Here is a 15,320-nt window from a genome sequence, read left to right on the forward strand (position 1 = left end):
GTATTTTGGTCCCACGCTAATTTATAAATTGGGTTATGGTGAACATCGCTATAAATAATAGAAACTATAAGAGTCTGGATCAAATATTTTTACGCCAATTGACATTAATTTCTTTATTTAACTCAATTCTATGACCATGAAAGTTGCCAAGTGTTCAAAAAACTGGCCTTAAAGTGTGACAGAAGTGACAAACGAGCGTTTAAGTTGCTGTTGACGTTAACGTCAACAGCACGTAAAGTTGAGCCATCCTGTACTGATGGCCCTGGTATCATCGGTACGCAACCCACATTAGATACAAGGTGTAGGAAGGAAACCCTATGAAAGTATTGGTGCCAGTAAAACGTGTGGTCGATGCCAATGTGAAGGTCAGGGTCAAGGCCGACAACACAGGCGTTGAAACAGCCAACCTGAAAATGGCGTTGAATCCATTTTGTGAGATTGCGGTAGAAGAAGCCGTGCGTCTGAAAGAAGCCGGCAGTGCTTCTGAAGTTGTCGTTGTCAGCATAGGTCCCAAGGCGGCACAGGAGCAGCTGCGTACCGCACTTGCTCTGGGTGCCGACCGTGCCATTCACATCGAAACCGATGAAGAGCTGGTGCCCCTTTCTATTGCCAAACTGCTCAAGGCGGTGCAGGACAAGGAACAGGCGCAACTTATTCTGCTCGGTAAGCAGTCCATCGACGGCGATAACAATCAGACAGGACAGATGCTGGCGGCGCTCGCCGGTATGCCTCAGGCAACCTTTGCATCTGAAGTGAAGCTGGAAGGCGAAACTTTGCTGGTCACCCGGGAAGTGGATGGCGGCTTACAGACTCTGTCCATGCCTCTGCCTGCCGTGGTCACCGCAGATCTGCGTCTGAATGAGCCTCGCTATGCTTCTTTGCCCAATATCATGAAAGCCAAGCGCAAGCCGCTGGAGACCATGAGCATTGATGACCTGGGAGTGGCGCTCAAGCAGCACGTACAGGTGTTGGAGGTAGCAACGCCGGCCAGCCGTCAGGCGGGTGTGATGGTGGCTTCCGTTGAGGAGCTGGTGGACAAGTTGAAAAACGAAGCGAAGGTGATCTAAATGGCCGTATTAGTAATAGCAGAACACGATAATGCCAGCCTGAAACAGGACACAGCCAAAGTTGTCGCCGCAGCCAAAGCCATAGGGGGAGATATTCACCTCTTGGTTGCCGGTCAGGATTGTAAGGCCGCCGCCGATGCTGCCGCCAAGCTTGAAGGCGTCAGTAAAGTACTGCTGGCCGATAACCCTGCCTATGGTGCTCATCTTGCCGACAATATTGGTGAACTCATCTTGTCTCTGAGTGGTGACTACAGCCACATTCTGGCTGCAGCTTCAAGCCAGGGTAAGGACATACTGCCAAGAGTGGCGGCTTTGCTGGATGTGGCTCAACTTTCGGAGATCACCAAGGTGATTGACGCCGATACTTTTGTCCGTCCCGTTTATGCCGGTAACGCCATGGCAACCGTTAAGAGTCTGGACGATAAGAAAGTGGCCACTGTGCGCGCCAGCGCCTTCGACGCAGTTGCCGAGACAGGCTCAGCTGAAATCAATCAGCTCGATAGCGTCTTCGACGCCAAGAGCAGCTTTGTATCCCAGAGCCTGACCGAGTCGGCTCGTCCGGAGCTTGGCAGCGCCAGAGTCATTGTTTCTGGTGGTCGCGGTATGGGTAGTGGCGAAAACTTTGCCATGCTGGAAGCCTTGGCCGATAAGCTGGGCGCCGCCGTAGGTGCATCGCGGGCAGCAGTGGATGCCGGCTTTGTTCCCAACGACCTGCAGGTTGGCCAGACGGGTAAAATCGTGGCGCCAGAGCTTTATATCGCTGTGGGTATCTCCGGGGCGATTCAACATCTGGCCGGGATGAAGGACTCAAAAGTCATTGTGGCCATCAACAAAGATCCTGAAGCGCCTATCTTCCAGGTTGCCGATTATGGCTTGGAAGCTGACCTGTTTGATGTTGTGCCTAAATTGAACGAGTTGATTTAATCTGTGATCTAGGTCACGATAGGCGGCTTTGGGGTAGCATCCTCAAAGCCGCCTATGTTTTTATGTGCCTCACGCCTGACATCAGGCGTCCTGAGAAGTAGAGGCGCACTAAATATCAGTAGCGGTAAGCAGGGTGATTCCGTTTATGTATCGCGAAAGGATTTGGTGCCGAAGTGGTTGCGACTTATCAAGGTCCACCGCTGGGGCTGTTACCAAATAGGGGCAGCACTGCCATAGTATATTCTGTCGGGATGACAGATTGACGTTACTATGGAGCGCTACTGAAAGGACAGGTGCTACTCGGTATGCCATTGCCTTTTCCCACCAGTTCAGTTGCCCTCCATTCGTATTTAACGAAGAACAAGACTCAATGACACTAACAAGTTATGCCGATTCGGCACTCTCTTTGTTGCCGCCGGTTGTGGCAATTTTATTGGCGATCCTCACCCGTCGGGTGCTGTTATCGCTGGGGCTGGGGATATTGATTGGAGCCCTGTTGCTCAATCAATGGTCGGTATTGGACACCGGGGTTTATCTGGGGCAAAGGGTGCTTTCCCTGGTATGGGACGATGACGCTTTCAATGCCTGGAACCTGTATATTCTGGGATTCCTGGTGCTGCTGGGGATGATCACTGCGCTGATCACCGTCAGTGGCTCGGCCAGGGCCTTTGCCAACTGGGCCAGACAGCATATCCGTAATCGCCGTGATGCCAAGCTGCTGACCATGTTTCTCGGCTGTGCGGTGTTTATCGATGACTACTTCAATAGCTTGGTGGTGGGCAGTATCGCTAGGCCTCTGACCGACAGATACTATATCTCCCGCTCCAAACTGGCGTATCTTTTGGATTCTACCGCGGCGCCCGTGTGCGTTATCTCGCCGGTGTCCAGTTGGGGCGCCTATATTATCGCCCTTATCGGCGGCATTCTCACCGCTCACGGTTTTACTGAAGTAGGACATCTGAGTGCTTTCGTGCAGATGATCCCGATGAACTTCTATGCCCTGTTTGCCCTTGCGCTCTTGCTGTGCGTCACCTTTATGGAGCTGGATATCGGCGCCATGCGCAAACACGAGCTCAACGCCCGCAAGGGCAATCTCTATGATGAGTCCAAGGGGTTGCCCCCCGGTGCCAATGCCGATCTGCCCGAGGCGGAAACCGGCCAGGTGCACGGCCTGTTCCTGCCCATAGGTGTCTTGGTGGTGGCGACCTTCTATTTTATGGTTTCCAGTGGTGCCGATGCCCTGGCGGCAGAAAGCCTGCCTTTCAGTATCATAGGTGCCTTCGAGAAAACCGATGTGGGCTCGTCACTGTTTTTCGGCGCCTCCATCGGCCTGGTGGTGACGCTGCTGCTGGCCTTTATCCAGAAGATTGAAGCCAAGATGATCCTCAAGGCACTCACCTCGGGTGCCCGTTCCATGTTGCCGGCAATCTATATTCTGATGTTTGCCTGGACCATAGCCGGGATCATAGGCTCACTGGAAACCGGCAAGTTTATGGCCAGCCTCGCCAGTGGCAATATTCCCTTTGCCTTGTTGCCGGCCGTGCTGTTTATTTTGGCTGGGCTTACCGCCTTTTCTACCGGCACCAGCTGGGGCACCTTTGGTATCATGTTGCCGATTGCCGCCGATATGGCCATGGGCAGCCACAGTGGCATGATGTTGCCTATGCTGGCCGCCGTGCTTTCCGGCGCTGTGTTTGGCGATCACTGCTCGCCGATATCGGACACCACGATTCTGTCATCCACAGGTGCCAGCTGCCATCATATCGACCATGTGCTGACTCAGTTGCCCTATGCGGTCTTGGTAGCGCTTATTTCCCTCGGCGGCTATATAGTACTCGGCTTTACCGAGTCGGTATGGCTTGGGCTTGCCAGCAGTTGTGTGCTGTTCATGCTGGGGCTGGTGTGGCTCAAGTGGCAGCAGCCCAAAAACAGTGCTGCCTAACCGGCCAATTAAAAAACGCTGCCTCGGCAGCGTTTTTTTGTTACCTATATTTCAGGGCCATTGGAGTTGGAGGCGTACTCTCGTCTTGGATATTCAGGCTAAATACCTATTGATTCAAACTGGCCTCGCCAATTATTTTTGTGGCAGCTCTATTGAGTTTTCCGTGATGACGCGAGCCGATGCCGAGCGGGCAAACAGAGTCAAACTCGTCGCTATGGCCAGAACAATAACCGTCGGGACAATCCAAGCTGCATAGCAAGCGTATAAGGGTAGATATTGGTTCAAAATTGCATCCTGGCTGGCAGGCATACTGCCGAGAATATGCAAGGCGTCCAGAGCGCCAAAGATCAACGCTGCCGCTAAGGTTGCAAGTACGCCAGACATGGAGACAAGGCGCCGTAGCGGCGCAATCAACAACAAGGCAATCGCAATCGGATGCAGGGCTACCACGACGGGTTGGGTGATCTGTAAAAGTTGCTCCAGACCAATATTGGCAACCAATGCTCCAATTATCATGGTGACCAGCACACTGTTACGGTAAGACACGTTACTGAATGTGCGGCTATAAAACTCACTGCCGGCAGTCGTCACGCCGATTATCGTCGTCAGGCAAGCCAATATCATCACAGCCCCCAACAGCAAGGTACCTAAAATACCAAAATGTGTTGTGGTAAAGGTGGTCAGAATATCCCCGCCGTTACTGTATTCACCGACGCTGCTGGCGCCGATATAAGCCAGGGATATATATACCAGTGCCATAGCCACAGCGTACATCAAGGCGGCAATCAGGGTGTACCTGGTAATCGCCTTTGGCTGAGTGACACCCATACTTTTTATCGCGCGGAAGATAACCCATCCAAAACCGATAGAGCCCAAGGCGTCCATGGTCATATATCCTTGAGTCACACCTTCGGCAAATGCGCTGGTTACATAGGCGCCGGTCGCCTGGGAAATGCCTTGACTCGGAAACAGCAGTGCGGCGATAGCCATTGCCAGTAGGATAGCCATTAGCGCCGGCGTCAACCACTTCCCCAGGTTGTCGACCAGTTTGCCCGGATGCAGGGAAAACAGTACAGCGATAACGCAGAAGATAATTGAAAAAGGACCCAGAGCGTTGTCACCGAAAAACGGGCTAAAACCGAATTGGTAAGCGACTGTGATGGCACGAGGAATGACAAATGCCGGGCCAATCACGATAAATACCATAATCCAGAACGTGGTAGCCAGAGGGCGGGGAAGTACTGAAGTCAGGTTATCGGAGCCCCCCACCAGGGCCACAATGACCAAAGCAAAGGCGGGTAAGCCCACACCGGCCAGTAGAAAGCCCGCCATGCCCTGAAACAGGTTTTCGCCTGCCTGATACCCCAAAAATGATGGGAAAATAAGGTTGCCGGCGCCTAAATACATGGCAAAGGTCATAAACCCCAAAGCGGCTATATTGCGTGCACTTAACATAGTCTTCCTCAAATATGTCAGCTTTGAAGTAACCAGCAAGTGAGCGTTTTGATGACTCTGCCAGCGACTCTCACTGACAGAAAATAAAAGATAATAGCCTGTCAGCCCCGGTTGAGTTCCAGAGAGAGCAGGAGGAGATTGGCGACGGTCACTTGTTGGCGACTAGGCTGCAAACAACTTGTGGAAGCGACCAATGACATACAAAATCCAGGTTGACAGAAAATATGGGAGGAGGCTCCTCCCTGTGTGGATCCCTTATAAACCTATCTCTTGGAACCTGGCAAGCCTTAAATAGTGGATAGTGTGTATTTCAACATTTTCTCCACTCACAGGAATAAGCCACTAAAAACTCTTTAAAGAAACATTAACGATTCAATCCGACTTCGACAGGCCCCGGCATGCCTTCAGTCAGATGCCTTGAACGGCAAGTTGCTGTGCAAGCCTCTCTCTACAAAAGAGAACGCCACGAGGACTTATTCGCACCTTCCTTAGGTATCACGTGTCCATTTTCAAGGGGTTGCAAAATAGATCCGGCCCAGATTACGGGGAGAATGATTGCCGGTGCTGGAAGTCGAATAGCTTGTCATAAAAAAACACCTGAGCCGGAAGACTCAGGTGTTTTTTATGCTTAAGTCCGAGGTGTAATCTCGCCCCTCGGACTTAAACGGTTTTCAGCACTCACTTATCAGAGCAGACCACGACGCTTGAGCAGGGCATCGGTTGTCGGCTCCTGGCCTCGGAAGTTTTTGTAAGCTTCCATAGGTGGCACGCTGTTACCCACTTCGCGGATAGTCTTGCGATACTTCATGCCGATATCCCGCTTCAGGCCGCCTTGGGTCTGTACATAGGCAAAGGCATCGGCCGCGAGGATTTCACTCCACATATAGGCGTAGTAGCTGGCACTGTAGCCACCCGGGAAGGCGTGGGCAAAGTAGGTCGACTTGTAACGTGGTGGCACGGCTTCAATGTTCAGGCCGTGCTTTTCAAGCGCCTTGGCTTCAAACTCGGCGACATTCTGCAGCGGTGCGTTTTTGTCCAGCGAATGCCATTCCATGTCGACCAATGCAGCAGCCATATACTCCAGGGTGTCGAAGCCCTGGTTGAAGCTGCGGGACTTCAGCAACTTGTCCAGCATCGCCTTGGGTAAAGGCTCGCCGGTTTGGTAGTGCTTGGCATAGTTGGCCAACACTTGTGGATGACCGGCCCAGTCCTCTTCGAAGGTGGATGGGAACTCGACAAAGTCACGGGATACCGCAGTACCGGACAGGCTGGGGTAGGTTACTTTGGAGAACATGCCATGCGTGCCGTGGCCCAACTCGTGGAACATGGTGGTTACTTCGTCATAGCTGACGAAGGTGGCTTCGCCTTCCGGTGCCTTCTTGATGTTCATCACATTGACCACCACGGGCTTTTCACCCTTGAGCAGGTTCTGGTTGACGAAAGAGCTCATCCAGGCACCGCCGCGCTTGCCTTCACGGGCGAAATAGTCGCCATAGAAGATGGCCATGCTGCTGCCGTCGGCATCGAACATTTCCCAGGCTTTGACATCAGGGTGATAAACCGGCAGATCCGGCCGTGGCTTGAAGGTTACCCCATAGAGTTGGTTGAGGGTAAAGAAGACGCCGTCTTCCAACACTCGATTGAATTCGAAGTAAGGCTTGAGGCTGGCTTCATCCAGATCATATTTCTCCTGGCGCACCAGTTCGGCATAGAAGGCCCAGTCCCAAGGCTTGAGCTGGAACTTGCCACCAGTCTTGTCGATCATCGCCTGGATATCGGCGGCTTCTTTCTGGGTGTTGGCGACAACGGCCGGCACCATGGAGCCGAACATCTCATAGACGGCCTCGGGTGTCTTGGCCATCTGTGGGCTCAGGCGGTAACTGGCCCAGTTATCAAATCCCAGCAGGGCGGCGCGTTCGGCGCGCAGCTGCGCCAGGCGGGCCACCAGAGAGGCGGTTTCGTTTTCACCTTCAAGGCCGCGGTAGGCCGAGGCTTCCCAAATCTGTTTTCTCAGCTCTCGGTTTTTCAGCTGAGCCAGCACAGGCTGGCGAGTGGTGTTGGTGATGCTGATCAGGTATTGACCATCGAGCCCGGCTGCCTTGGCATCGGCCGCGGCATTGCGAATGGCCGAGTCGGACAGACCCTCCAATTGAGCAACGTCAGTAACAGTTACGGCGATTTCTTTGTTCATCCGCATCAGTCGTTGCTGGAATTCGTTCACCAGCTTGGACTGCTCTTCGTTCAAGGCGCGGATCTGGGCTTTTTCGTTCTCGGTCAGCTTGGCGCCGGCAAGCACAAAGCGTTGGTGGTACACCTCAATAAGGCGCACTTCTTCGCTGCTCAGGCCCAATTGCTGCCGTTGAGAGTAGAGGCTGTCGATGCGGACAAACAGCTCCGGGTTCAGGTTGACGTTGTCTGAGTGGGCCGCCATCTTGGGCGCCATTTCACCCTGAATTTTACGCAGTTCAGGGTTGGAGTTGGAGCCGGTCAGATTATAGAAAACGCTTGAGGCGCGGCTTAGCAGTTCACCGGATTTTTCCAGGGCGACTATGGTGTTGGCAAAAGTGGGTTTCTCTGGGTTGTTGGCAATGGCCAATACTTCCTGGTAGTGCTCGGCAATACCGGCTTCGAGTGCAGGCTTGAAGTGTTCATCTTTGATCAGGCGAAAATCCGGGGCCTGATATTGCAAGGTGCTCTTGGCAAAAAGTGGATTGCTTTGAGTGGCTTCCGCACTTGCCAGATTTGTGTCCTGAGGATTGTGGGTGCTGCAGCCAGAAATAGCCAGTGTGGCGCCAACGGCCAGCGCCAGAAGAGATTTTCGCATTATTATGACTTCCATCTTTAGTTATGAGTTTTTTAGCGCAACTTAGCACTTGTTGTTTAAAAGTGGCTGAATTTAATGTTTATAGCCTACATAATCGCGACGTTTGCAGGCCAGCAGCTTATTGATAAAGAAGTGTAACAAATTGATTTTAATGGGTAGATTCAGCGAATGCTGAACCAATGCTCAAGTTTGGCTGCATGGGGCATGCATCCTGTATTTATGTGGTAAAAAGTGTAAAATTGCGGCCGGAATTTTTCTCAGGGGAGAGCCGTTTTGGCGCAACTTTATTTCTACTATTCGGCGATGAATGCCGGGAAATCCACCTCTTTACTGCAGTCATCCTATAACTATCGCGAGCGCGGCATGCATACCCTGGTGATGACACCCGCCATAGATGACCGTTTTGGAGTGGGAAAGGTCGCTTCCAGGATCGGTATTGAATGTGATGCACGTATTTTTGCCCATGATGACAATCTGCTCGAGATGATCCGCGCCGAACATGAGCGTCAGCACCTGAATTGTGTGCTGTTTGATGAATCCCAGTTTCTCAGTAAAGAGCAGGTTAAACAGCTGGCCTATGTGGTCGACATCCTGGATATTCCTGTACTTTGTTACGGTTTGCGTACCGACTTCCAGGGCGAGCTGTTTGTTGGCAGTCAGTACCTGTTGGCCTGGGCCGACAAGTTGGTAGAACTGAAAACCATCTGTCACTGTGGTCGCAAGGCCAATATGGTGATCCGTCGTGATGGGGCGGGTAACCCGGTGCGCGAGGGTGAGCAGGTGGCGATAGGCGGCAATGAGAGTTATGAGTCTGTCTGTCGTAAGCACTACCGCGAATTGATTTGGGACTGATGTGAGGCGTCGCGTTTGCAAGCCCGAAGCGGCAAGTTCAATAGTAAAAGTGTAGGCGAACAGCCAAAGATATAAATAAAGCGATAAAGAAAGAGATAAAGAAAGGAAGCTTATGTCGTCTATTTCCCCTGCTGGAAGCCGTATATCCAGAAAGCGGTTGCCGGGTTTGTTGCTGTTGTTGCTGGGCTCAGTTTTGCCATTGCAGGCCGTTGCAGATAAAGCCGTTCCCGCCTCAGAAATTAAAGTGATTCAAAAGCTTATTTTTGAAAGGAAGATGGCAGAGGCGGCGCCCAGACTGGATGCGGCCATAGAAAATTATCCGGACTCCGGGCGGCTGGCATTTTTGCTTGGGCAGCTTTATTACTTCAGCAATATCCCCAATTATCCCAAGGCGGTGGCGGCCTATGACAAGGCCGAGCCCATGCTGTCCAAGGACTCTGAACTGTATTTTTTCCGCGCCGCGGCCAAGGCTCAGGTGCTGTCCGCTTATTCCCAACGCCTGCGTCCGGACTATAGCGGCGCACTGGCCGATTACCGCAAAGCCGAGGCTTTGGGATCGGAGCGTGATCTCAGGTTGGATATTGCCAGGACACTCTATGAAACCCGGGACTATCCGGCAGCGCTGGAGCAGATAAACCGCTATCTCAATAACAAGCCTCAGCTTTGGGCCGATGGCCAGATGCTCAAAGGCAATATCCTGGCACAAATGGGCCAGCATGAGGCAGCGCTCAAGAGTTATCAACGAGCCGCGAGACAGTATGACTATCTGGATAAGCTGCAGTTTTATCAGGCCGTCAGCTTGCGGGCGTTGGGACGATCCGATGAGGCTCTGGCGCAGCTCGATAAGGGATTAAAGCGTCAGGGCCGTGCGTATTTTCAGCTTGTCTATCTCAAAGCCATGCTGAGCTATGAGCAGAAACAATACCAAGAGGCCGCCCTGTTGTACCAGCAGCTGATTGAAAGGCGCCGCGGCTGGGCCTTACCCTTACTGGGCTATTACAACAGCTTAAGCCAGATGGGAGAGGGACCCATCAGCATCAGCCATATACTGGATCTGGCACTCGAGCTTGACCCTGAAGTGGTGATCCACTTTCATCAGCAGGACCTGTTGCGGCTGTAACGCCGGCGGCCAGTTACTCGGGAATATCCAACTGGCGCTGGGAAGATGCTTTGCGCTTATAAGCCAGATCCAGGCTGGCCAGCTCGCCATGAATGGCCAACAGCGCCTGGGCCAGTTGATAGATAAGCCAACTGTAACCGCTGAGTGCGAAACCTTGATGGGCCGATTCCGGCGAGTCGTCGCTCGGCTCAGATGGCAGTTGCTTAAGTAGCTGTTGCTGCAATTGATAGCCGAGTCCCAGGGGGAGTTTGGGGCAGTCGGGTGTGTTGCCGGCCACATAGTCCGCCAGATAGGCAAACTCTCGCTGTAGCCCGCTGGCTACCTGTTTGACTCTGGCATAGGCCTCATCCTCTTCGGCCTTCCAGCGGGTGAGCAGCAGTAGCTCCAAAAGCGTGATCACCCTTATCTGTTTGTTGGCCAGCTCGGTCAGAGTAGCAGCCTCTTTCTTCAAGGTTTGGCTTTCCCATTCCAGCGAAAACAGCAGTTTTTTCTGCGCCAGCACCGCCTTCATCGCTGTTTCCAGAGACTTACGGGCATCTTCCGGCTCTTCCTGGCCGGCATTGAGATGCTGCTCCAGCACTTGGGTCATGATTTTCAGTGAGCTTGCCAGCTGGGCCCGCCAGTCTTGTTTGGCCTTGATTGGCAGCACAAACAGGGATACCAGCACGGCAATCACGCAGCCGATGAGAATATTGGCGGTGCGCCATAAGGCTTCCGAGGTGTCGTGGTTGGCGTCACCTATCACTATGATCATGGTGAACCCAGCCACCAGGTAGGCATAGCTGTAGCGGCCGGCATTGATATAACAGACTATGCTGACCCCGAGGATCAGTAAGCCCATCAAGTCCCAATAGCCGCCCATGGTGATCACCAACAAGACCCCATAGGCCGAGCCCAAGCAGGTGCCTATGGCCCGCTGCAGCGATTTTTCGATAGCGCCGCCCACTTGTGGCAGGCCCATCATGATGATCACTATGGTGACCATGCTCCAGACAAAGTGAGGCAAAGACCAGATGGCGTTGATGGCGGCGGCAATAAACAGCGCCAAGGCCAGTTTTACCGTGTGTACGGCGCGGGAATGGCGATAGATGAAATCGGCGAAGGCGGAGGCTCTGGCAAACAGGGGCATGGCAGTGTCTCAAAAAGCGTATGGGTTGACCGTCAAGGGCAATTATGACAGAGATGAATCGCGATGGAGTCGGCGGTGGCCGCGAAAGGTGCAAACTGGGAGCCACAATTGCTTGACGGCAAAGCCTTTATGCGCTGGATCACAGCTTGCCCTCTGGTGGCATCATTCGAATGTGGTTTTTTGCCTGGGGCAGGTTTACAAGAGGAGGCCCGGGTTAAATCCAGCGTCTGACTCTCTGACAATAGGTGCGGTAGGGATCACCAAAGAGTTGCTGCATCGCCCGCTCTTCGGGAAGGATCTGAAAGCGCTGTAAATAGGCAATAAACAGGGCGACCAAGATCAGCAGCCAGAGTGAGTTGAGGAAAAATGTCTGCGCCAGCAGCAAGAACACAAATCCCAGATACATGGGATTGCGTGAGCAGCGATAAATCCCCGAGGTTACCAGCGTTGAACTTTGCTCCGGCACCCTGGGATCCGGTGTCGTCCCATGGCGTTTGAAGCTGAGCACTCCCGCCAATGGGATAATCAGCCCGACCGCCAACAGAGAAAAAGCGAGGCTCAGGCTGAGGCTGGAATGCAGGCCGGAAGAGGGCAGCCAATAGGACGTCAGTTGCAGCAAAAGGGCAAACAGCAACAAGAGAGCCAGGGGCGGCAGTTTCTTTTCCAATCCAGACATGAATGATGCAGCTGTGAGTATCAGGTGCCGCTTAAGATGACACGGCCCAATCTGTGAATACAAGCACTAAATACAAGTTGTTAACGCCTGGGGCTCTTGCCAAGGTGATAACACTGCATTTCTTGCCATGAAGCTATTTAGGCGCTGCGGTTTCCTTGCTTGAGCTGTTTCATAAACTGCATAAAGTGAGGCCGAAACTCATCGAAGAGTGGATTTTTACGTTGCTCCAGCATCACCTCACTGAAGAGTTTAAGGCCAACGGCAAAGGCGGCAGCCTGATCTTCATCGAAGTCCTGTCGCTGTTTGATTTTGTCCACTATGGCAAAGATATCGTCGTGATTGCCGACTTCGAATTTGAGCGCCTGTTGATAGCTTGATGGCATACCGTTTTGATCTTCGAGATGTTCGACACTGATACTGTATTTGTGTTGTTTCATTGAGGACTCCATTGACTAGAGGCCGCCGCGCGGCAGCGGCGTGGATATAAACCGGGACAGCATTGCAAAAGCGCTGCGAATAAACACTTTAACTGTCAGGGAGCTCTCAAGGATAAGGGATTTGCCTAAATTTACATGCCAGAGTGCCAGATGCGGCCGGGCCGCGTGACATAGATTTCCCGGCAGCGGCTCTGAAGCCGTTCAAGCAACAATGCTGGCAAGCATTGGCTTGGTGAGCCAGCCGGGATAGGTGCTGCCTATCTGTTTTTCATCAGGGTATCGTAGAGGTGCTTGGCGCAGGCAAAGTTGGGGCCTACGTCTTCCCGGGTGCCGTCTGAGCCGTGATCGTTATCCAAACGCCAACTGAACATGCCCCGCAAGCCATTGTGAATGGCGAACTCAGTCCACTGCTCAACTTGTTCGAGCGGGGTTTGTACCCGGGAGTTTTCACTGCAGACTCCGCCCATCAATATCTCGGCTTTTAAACCGGCATCGAGCCAAACCGCAGCATCGCGGGCGGTATTGATGGAGGAGTAGTCCTGCATTTCCACCGCATCGACATTATCGTTAAAGGCCTGGATAGCTCCCTCTCCGTAGAGGTAACTCGGTCCTTCCCCGGGCCAGGGGACTGAAACGGCAATTCCGAGACCGGCGGCACGAAACTCAGGCCCCAACTGAGTGACGAATTCGGCCACTTGCTTCATCGCCTCTCTTTCTTCGGCGTCTATGTTTATCCCTGTGTAGTGATTGTCCTTGAGCCAGGAGACAATATTGCGGGTCGAGAGATTGTTGTCACTCTTGTTACTGGCAACGCTTGCCTGTATGCCTTCACTGCCAATTCCGGCATAAAGCTCGATACCCGGCGCTTGAGAGAGCAGCTGATCTTTGATGGCATCGGCATATTTGCCACTCATTTCAATACAGTAACCACCAGAGTGAATTGCCGACAACTGGCCGAATGCCAGGCTGTAGCGACTGGCAAGGTGCAACGGGACCAGGTTGTTGACCAGATTATTCAGGCCAACAGGATTCCAGGTATCGTACCAGGTAGCGATTTCAAAACCTTGGCTTATTTGTGAGTTCATAGGGTGTCCTCCATGACATGGCTGAAGTGGCGATAACCTTGGGCTTCCTTGTCCTTGTGGTGCTGTCGGTTGCCGGGGATATGCCGGGTCACAAATCTATAGTCGATGCTGTCCATTTAAGCAATCTGGTCCAGCCTGTAAGCCTTGCTTGTCAGTATCTGTGTCAGTTCATGGACTTACACAAAAAGACCCGGCCAAATGGCCGGGTCTGTCATTGATAGCTGCGTGAGTCAAGTGAGATCAGAAGGGGGCGTCGATATCCACCACATTGATCAGCTTGTGGTTGACGAACTCTTTCAGGCCTAAGTCGATCAATTCGCGGCCATAGCCGGAGCGGCGGATACCGCCAAAGGGCAGATCGGCCTTGACCATGGTGGGGTGGTTGACAAACATCATCCCGGTAGAGACTTGTTTGGCTACCGCCAGACCGCGTTGTTTGTCGGCGGTGAATACCGAACCACCGAGGCCGAAGGGAGAGTCGTTGGCAATGGCAATCGCTTCCTGTTCATCTTTGGCCTTGAGGATCATGGAGACAGGGCCAAAGAACTCCCAGTAGTAAGCCGGGTTGTCCGGGTTGACATTGGTGAGTATGGTCGGCTGCACAAAGGCGCCTTGCTCCGGCACTTTGGGGCCGACTTCGGTAGCCGTGGCACCATGCTCAACCGCTTCACGAATTTTCTGCTTCACTTCATCTGCTGCGCCCTGGGATGACAGTGGGGCCAGGGTAGTATTCGGATCCATGGGGTCGCCGGCTTTAAGCTTGGCCACACCTTGGGTATAGCCTTCCATAAACTTGTCATAGATGGCTTCCACCAGGATCATTCGCTTGGATGAAACACAAACCTGACCCGCATTCCAGTGACGGCCGAACACCGCCCAATCTATGGTTTTCTCGAGTTCGGCATCTTCCAGCACGATAAAGGCATCAGAGCCGCCCAGCTCCAGGGTGGATTTTTTCAACGCCTTGCCGGCCTGGGATGCGATAACGGCGCCGGCACCTTCAGAGCCGGTCAGGGCCACGCCATGCACCTTGGGTGAGTTAATGATCTGTTCGATTTGATCCCGGGTGGCATACAGGTTTTGGAAGGCGCCCTGCGGCAGCCCGGCATCACGCATCAGGCTCTCAAAAGCGGCGGCGCACTGAGGCACATTGGAGGCGTGTTTCAACAGCAGGGTATTACCGGCTGAAAGCTGTGGTGCCAGGATCCTGGCAATCTGGTAGTAGGGGAAGTTCCATGGCTCAATGGCCAACAATACCCCCAGAGGTTCATTGACTAAAAGGGCTTCCCCTTCGGCGGGATCGGCCACCGGCAGTTTCTGCGGTGCCAGCAGTCTCTCGGCATGCTCTGCATAGTATTCGAGGATTTGTGCCGACAATTCTACTTCGGCCTCCGCCTCTCCAATGACTTTACCCATCTCCAGAGTCAGCAGCTCTGCATAGCGGCGCTTGCTGTCTCTGAGCAGGGCTGCAGCCCGATTGAGTATTTCAGCCTTGGTGGCGAAGGGCGTATTGCGCCAGCTCAAGAAGGCCTGGTGGGCCGATTCAATCGCCTCGGTGACTTGGGCGTCAGTGGCGTTGGGGAATTCTTTGATGAGCTCTCCCGTGAAGGGATTGATCGTTGCATATGCCATGTGTTCCTCCCAGCGTTGCAAGTAATAGGGTATTGATGCCAACTCCTGGCATCGGGTGAAAATGTTTGGATTTATCGTGGATTCCGGCCCTCAGAGGCGAGTGGCTGGAAATAAAGCTCAAACCTTTCTACTCCTTAAATGGCGATAGTTGTGTGATGAGTGTCACGCAAATCCCCG

Annotated in this window: 12 protein-coding genes and 1 riboswitch; of the genes, 5 read left to right on the forward strand and 7 right to left on the reverse strand. The window is 53.0% G+C overall.

Annotated elements, in window-relative coordinates:
- The first annotated feature begins 317 nt into the window (after positions 1-317).
- From E1N14_RS06575 to E1N14_RS06585, 3 genes are all read left to right on the forward strand, one after another.
- Positions 318-1,067, forward strand: coding sequence for an electron transfer flavoprotein subunit beta/FixA family protein (locus tag E1N14_RS06575; RefSeq protein ID WP_025009414.1), 750 nt, complete (start codon positions 318-320; stop codon positions 1,065-1,067).
- Entirely contained in the window at positions 1,068-1,991 is a 924-nt protein-coding gene (locus E1N14_RS06580) for an electron transfer flavoprotein subunit alpha/FixB family protein (protein ID WP_025009413.1), read from the forward strand. It begins immediately after the preceding gene.
- 90 nt (positions 1,992-2,081) lie between these two features.
- Positions 2,082-2,280, forward strand: a riboswitch (Lysine riboswitch).
- 81 nt (positions 2,281-2,361) lie between these two features.
- On the forward strand, positions 2,362-3,933 hold the full coding sequence (locus E1N14_RS06585; RefSeq protein ID WP_062793306.1) for a Na+/H+ antiporter NhaC family protein: 1,572 nt from the start codon (positions 2,362-2,364) through the stop codon (positions 3,931-3,933).
- A 132-nt stretch (positions 3,934-4,065) separates the two neighbouring features.
- Here the strand turns inward: E1N14_RS06585 and brnQ are convergent, their stop codons facing one another.
- Both brnQ and E1N14_RS06595 read right to left on the reverse strand, forming a co-directional pair.
- Positions 4,066-5,388 (reverse strand): branched-chain amino acid transport system II carrier protein, encoded by a 1,323-nt coding sequence (gene brnQ, locus E1N14_RS06590; RefSeq protein WP_062793305.1) that lies wholly within the window; start codon positions 5,386-5,388, stop codon positions 4,066-4,068.
- 685 nt (positions 5,389-6,073) lie between these two features.
- A complete protein-coding gene (locus tag E1N14_RS06595; RefSeq protein ID WP_062793304.1) occupies positions 6,074-8,212 on the reverse strand; it encodes a M3 family metallopeptidase in 2,139 nt (712 codons plus the stop codon).
- A gap of 273 nt (positions 8,213-8,485) precedes the next feature.
- Between E1N14_RS06595 and E1N14_RS06600 the strand changes: the two genes are divergently transcribed.
- Positions 8,486-9,064, forward strand: coding sequence for a thymidine kinase (locus tag E1N14_RS06600; RefSeq protein WP_025009412.1), 579 nt, complete (start codon positions 8,486-8,488; stop codon positions 9,062-9,064).
- 274 nt (positions 9,065-9,338) lie between these two features.
- Complete coding sequence (locus E1N14_RS06605; RefSeq protein ID WP_162173416.1) at positions 9,339-10,184, forward strand: tetratricopeptide repeat protein; 846 nt, start codon at positions 9,339-9,341, stop codon at positions 10,182-10,184.
- Positions 10,185-10,197: 13 nt separating this feature from the next.
- Here the strand turns inward: E1N14_RS06605 and E1N14_RS06610 are convergent, their stop codons facing one another.
- The 5 genes from E1N14_RS06610 to E1N14_RS06630 all read right to left on the reverse strand — a co-directional run bounded on the left by E1N14_RS06610 (position 10,198) and on the right by E1N14_RS06630 (position 15,143).
- Complete coding sequence (locus tag E1N14_RS06610) at positions 10,198-11,313, reverse strand: FUSC family protein (RefSeq protein WP_025009410.1); 1,116 nt, start codon at positions 11,311-11,313, stop codon at positions 10,198-10,200.
- Between the two features lie 214 nt (positions 11,314-11,527).
- Positions 11,528-11,989, reverse strand: a complete 462-nt coding sequence (locus E1N14_RS06615) for a methyltransferase family protein (protein WP_025009409.1) — start codon at positions 11,987-11,989, stop codon at positions 11,528-11,530.
- 137 nt (positions 11,990-12,126) lie between these two features.
- On the reverse strand, positions 12,127-12,426 hold the full coding sequence (locus E1N14_RS06620) for a DUF3861 domain-containing protein (protein WP_025009408.1): 300 nt from the start codon (positions 12,424-12,426) through the stop codon (positions 12,127-12,129).
- A 257-nt stretch (positions 12,427-12,683) separates the two neighbouring features.
- Positions 12,684-13,511, reverse strand: a complete 828-nt coding sequence (locus E1N14_RS06625) for a glycoside hydrolase family 18 protein (protein WP_025009407.1) — start codon at positions 13,509-13,511, stop codon at positions 12,684-12,686.
- Positions 13,512-13,751: 240 nt separating this feature from the next.
- On the reverse strand, positions 13,752-15,143 hold the full coding sequence (locus E1N14_RS06630; protein ID WP_025887648.1) for an NAD-dependent succinate-semialdehyde dehydrogenase: 1,392 nt from the start codon (positions 15,141-15,143) through the stop codon (positions 13,752-13,754).
- Between the last annotated feature and the right edge of the window lie 177 nt (positions 15,144-15,320).

It is taken from the genome of Shewanella algae, assembly GCF_009183365.2.
Lineage (GTDB): Bacteria > Pseudomonadota > Gammaproteobacteria > Enterobacterales > Shewanellaceae > Shewanella > Shewanella algae.

What these genes read in the sequence shown, in the direction of transcription:
- E1N14_RS06585 (WP_062793306.1), top strand. Translation starts at nt 2,362, where the DNA reads ATGACACTAACAAGTTATGCCGATTCGGCACTCTCTTTGTTGCCGCCG.
- E1N14_RS06625 (WP_025009407.1), bottom strand. Translation starts at nt 13,511, where the DNA reads ATGAACTCACAAATAAGCCAAGGTTTTGAAATCGCTACCTGGTACGAT.
- E1N14_RS06595 (WP_062793304.1), bottom strand. Translation starts at nt 8,212, where the DNA reads ATGCGAAAATCTCTTCTGGCGCTGGCCGTTGGCGCCACACTGGCTATT.
- E1N14_RS06610 (WP_025009410.1), bottom strand. Translation starts at nt 11,313, where the DNA reads ATGCCCCTGTTTGCCAGAGCCTCCGCCTTCGCCGATTTCATCTATCGC.
- E1N14_RS06620 (WP_025009408.1), bottom strand. Translation starts at nt 12,426, where the DNA reads ATGAAACAACACAAATACAGTATCAGTGTCGAACATCTCGAAGATCAA.
- E1N14_RS06630 (WP_025887648.1), bottom strand. Translation starts at nt 15,143, where the DNA reads ATGGCATATGCAACGATCAATCCCTTCACGGGAGAGCTCATCAAAGAA.
- E1N14_RS06580 (WP_025009413.1), top strand. Translation starts at nt 1,068, where the DNA reads ATGGCCGTATTAGTAATAGCAGAACACGATAATGCCAGCCTGAAACAG.
- brnQ (WP_062793305.1), bottom strand. Translation starts at nt 5,388, where the DNA reads ATGTTAAGTGCACGCAATATAGCCGCTTTGGGGTTTATGACCTTTGCC.
- E1N14_RS06615 (WP_025009409.1), bottom strand. Translation starts at nt 11,989, where the DNA reads ATGTCTGGATTGGAAAAGAAACTGCCGCCCCTGGCTCTCTTGTTGCTG.
- E1N14_RS06575 (WP_025009414.1), top strand. Translation starts at nt 318, where the DNA reads ATGAAAGTATTGGTGCCAGTAAAACGTGTGGTCGATGCCAATGTGAAG.
- E1N14_RS06605 (WP_162173416.1), top strand. Translation starts at nt 9,339, where the DNA reads ATGGCAGAGGCGGCGCCCAGACTGGATGCGGCCATAGAAAATTATCCG.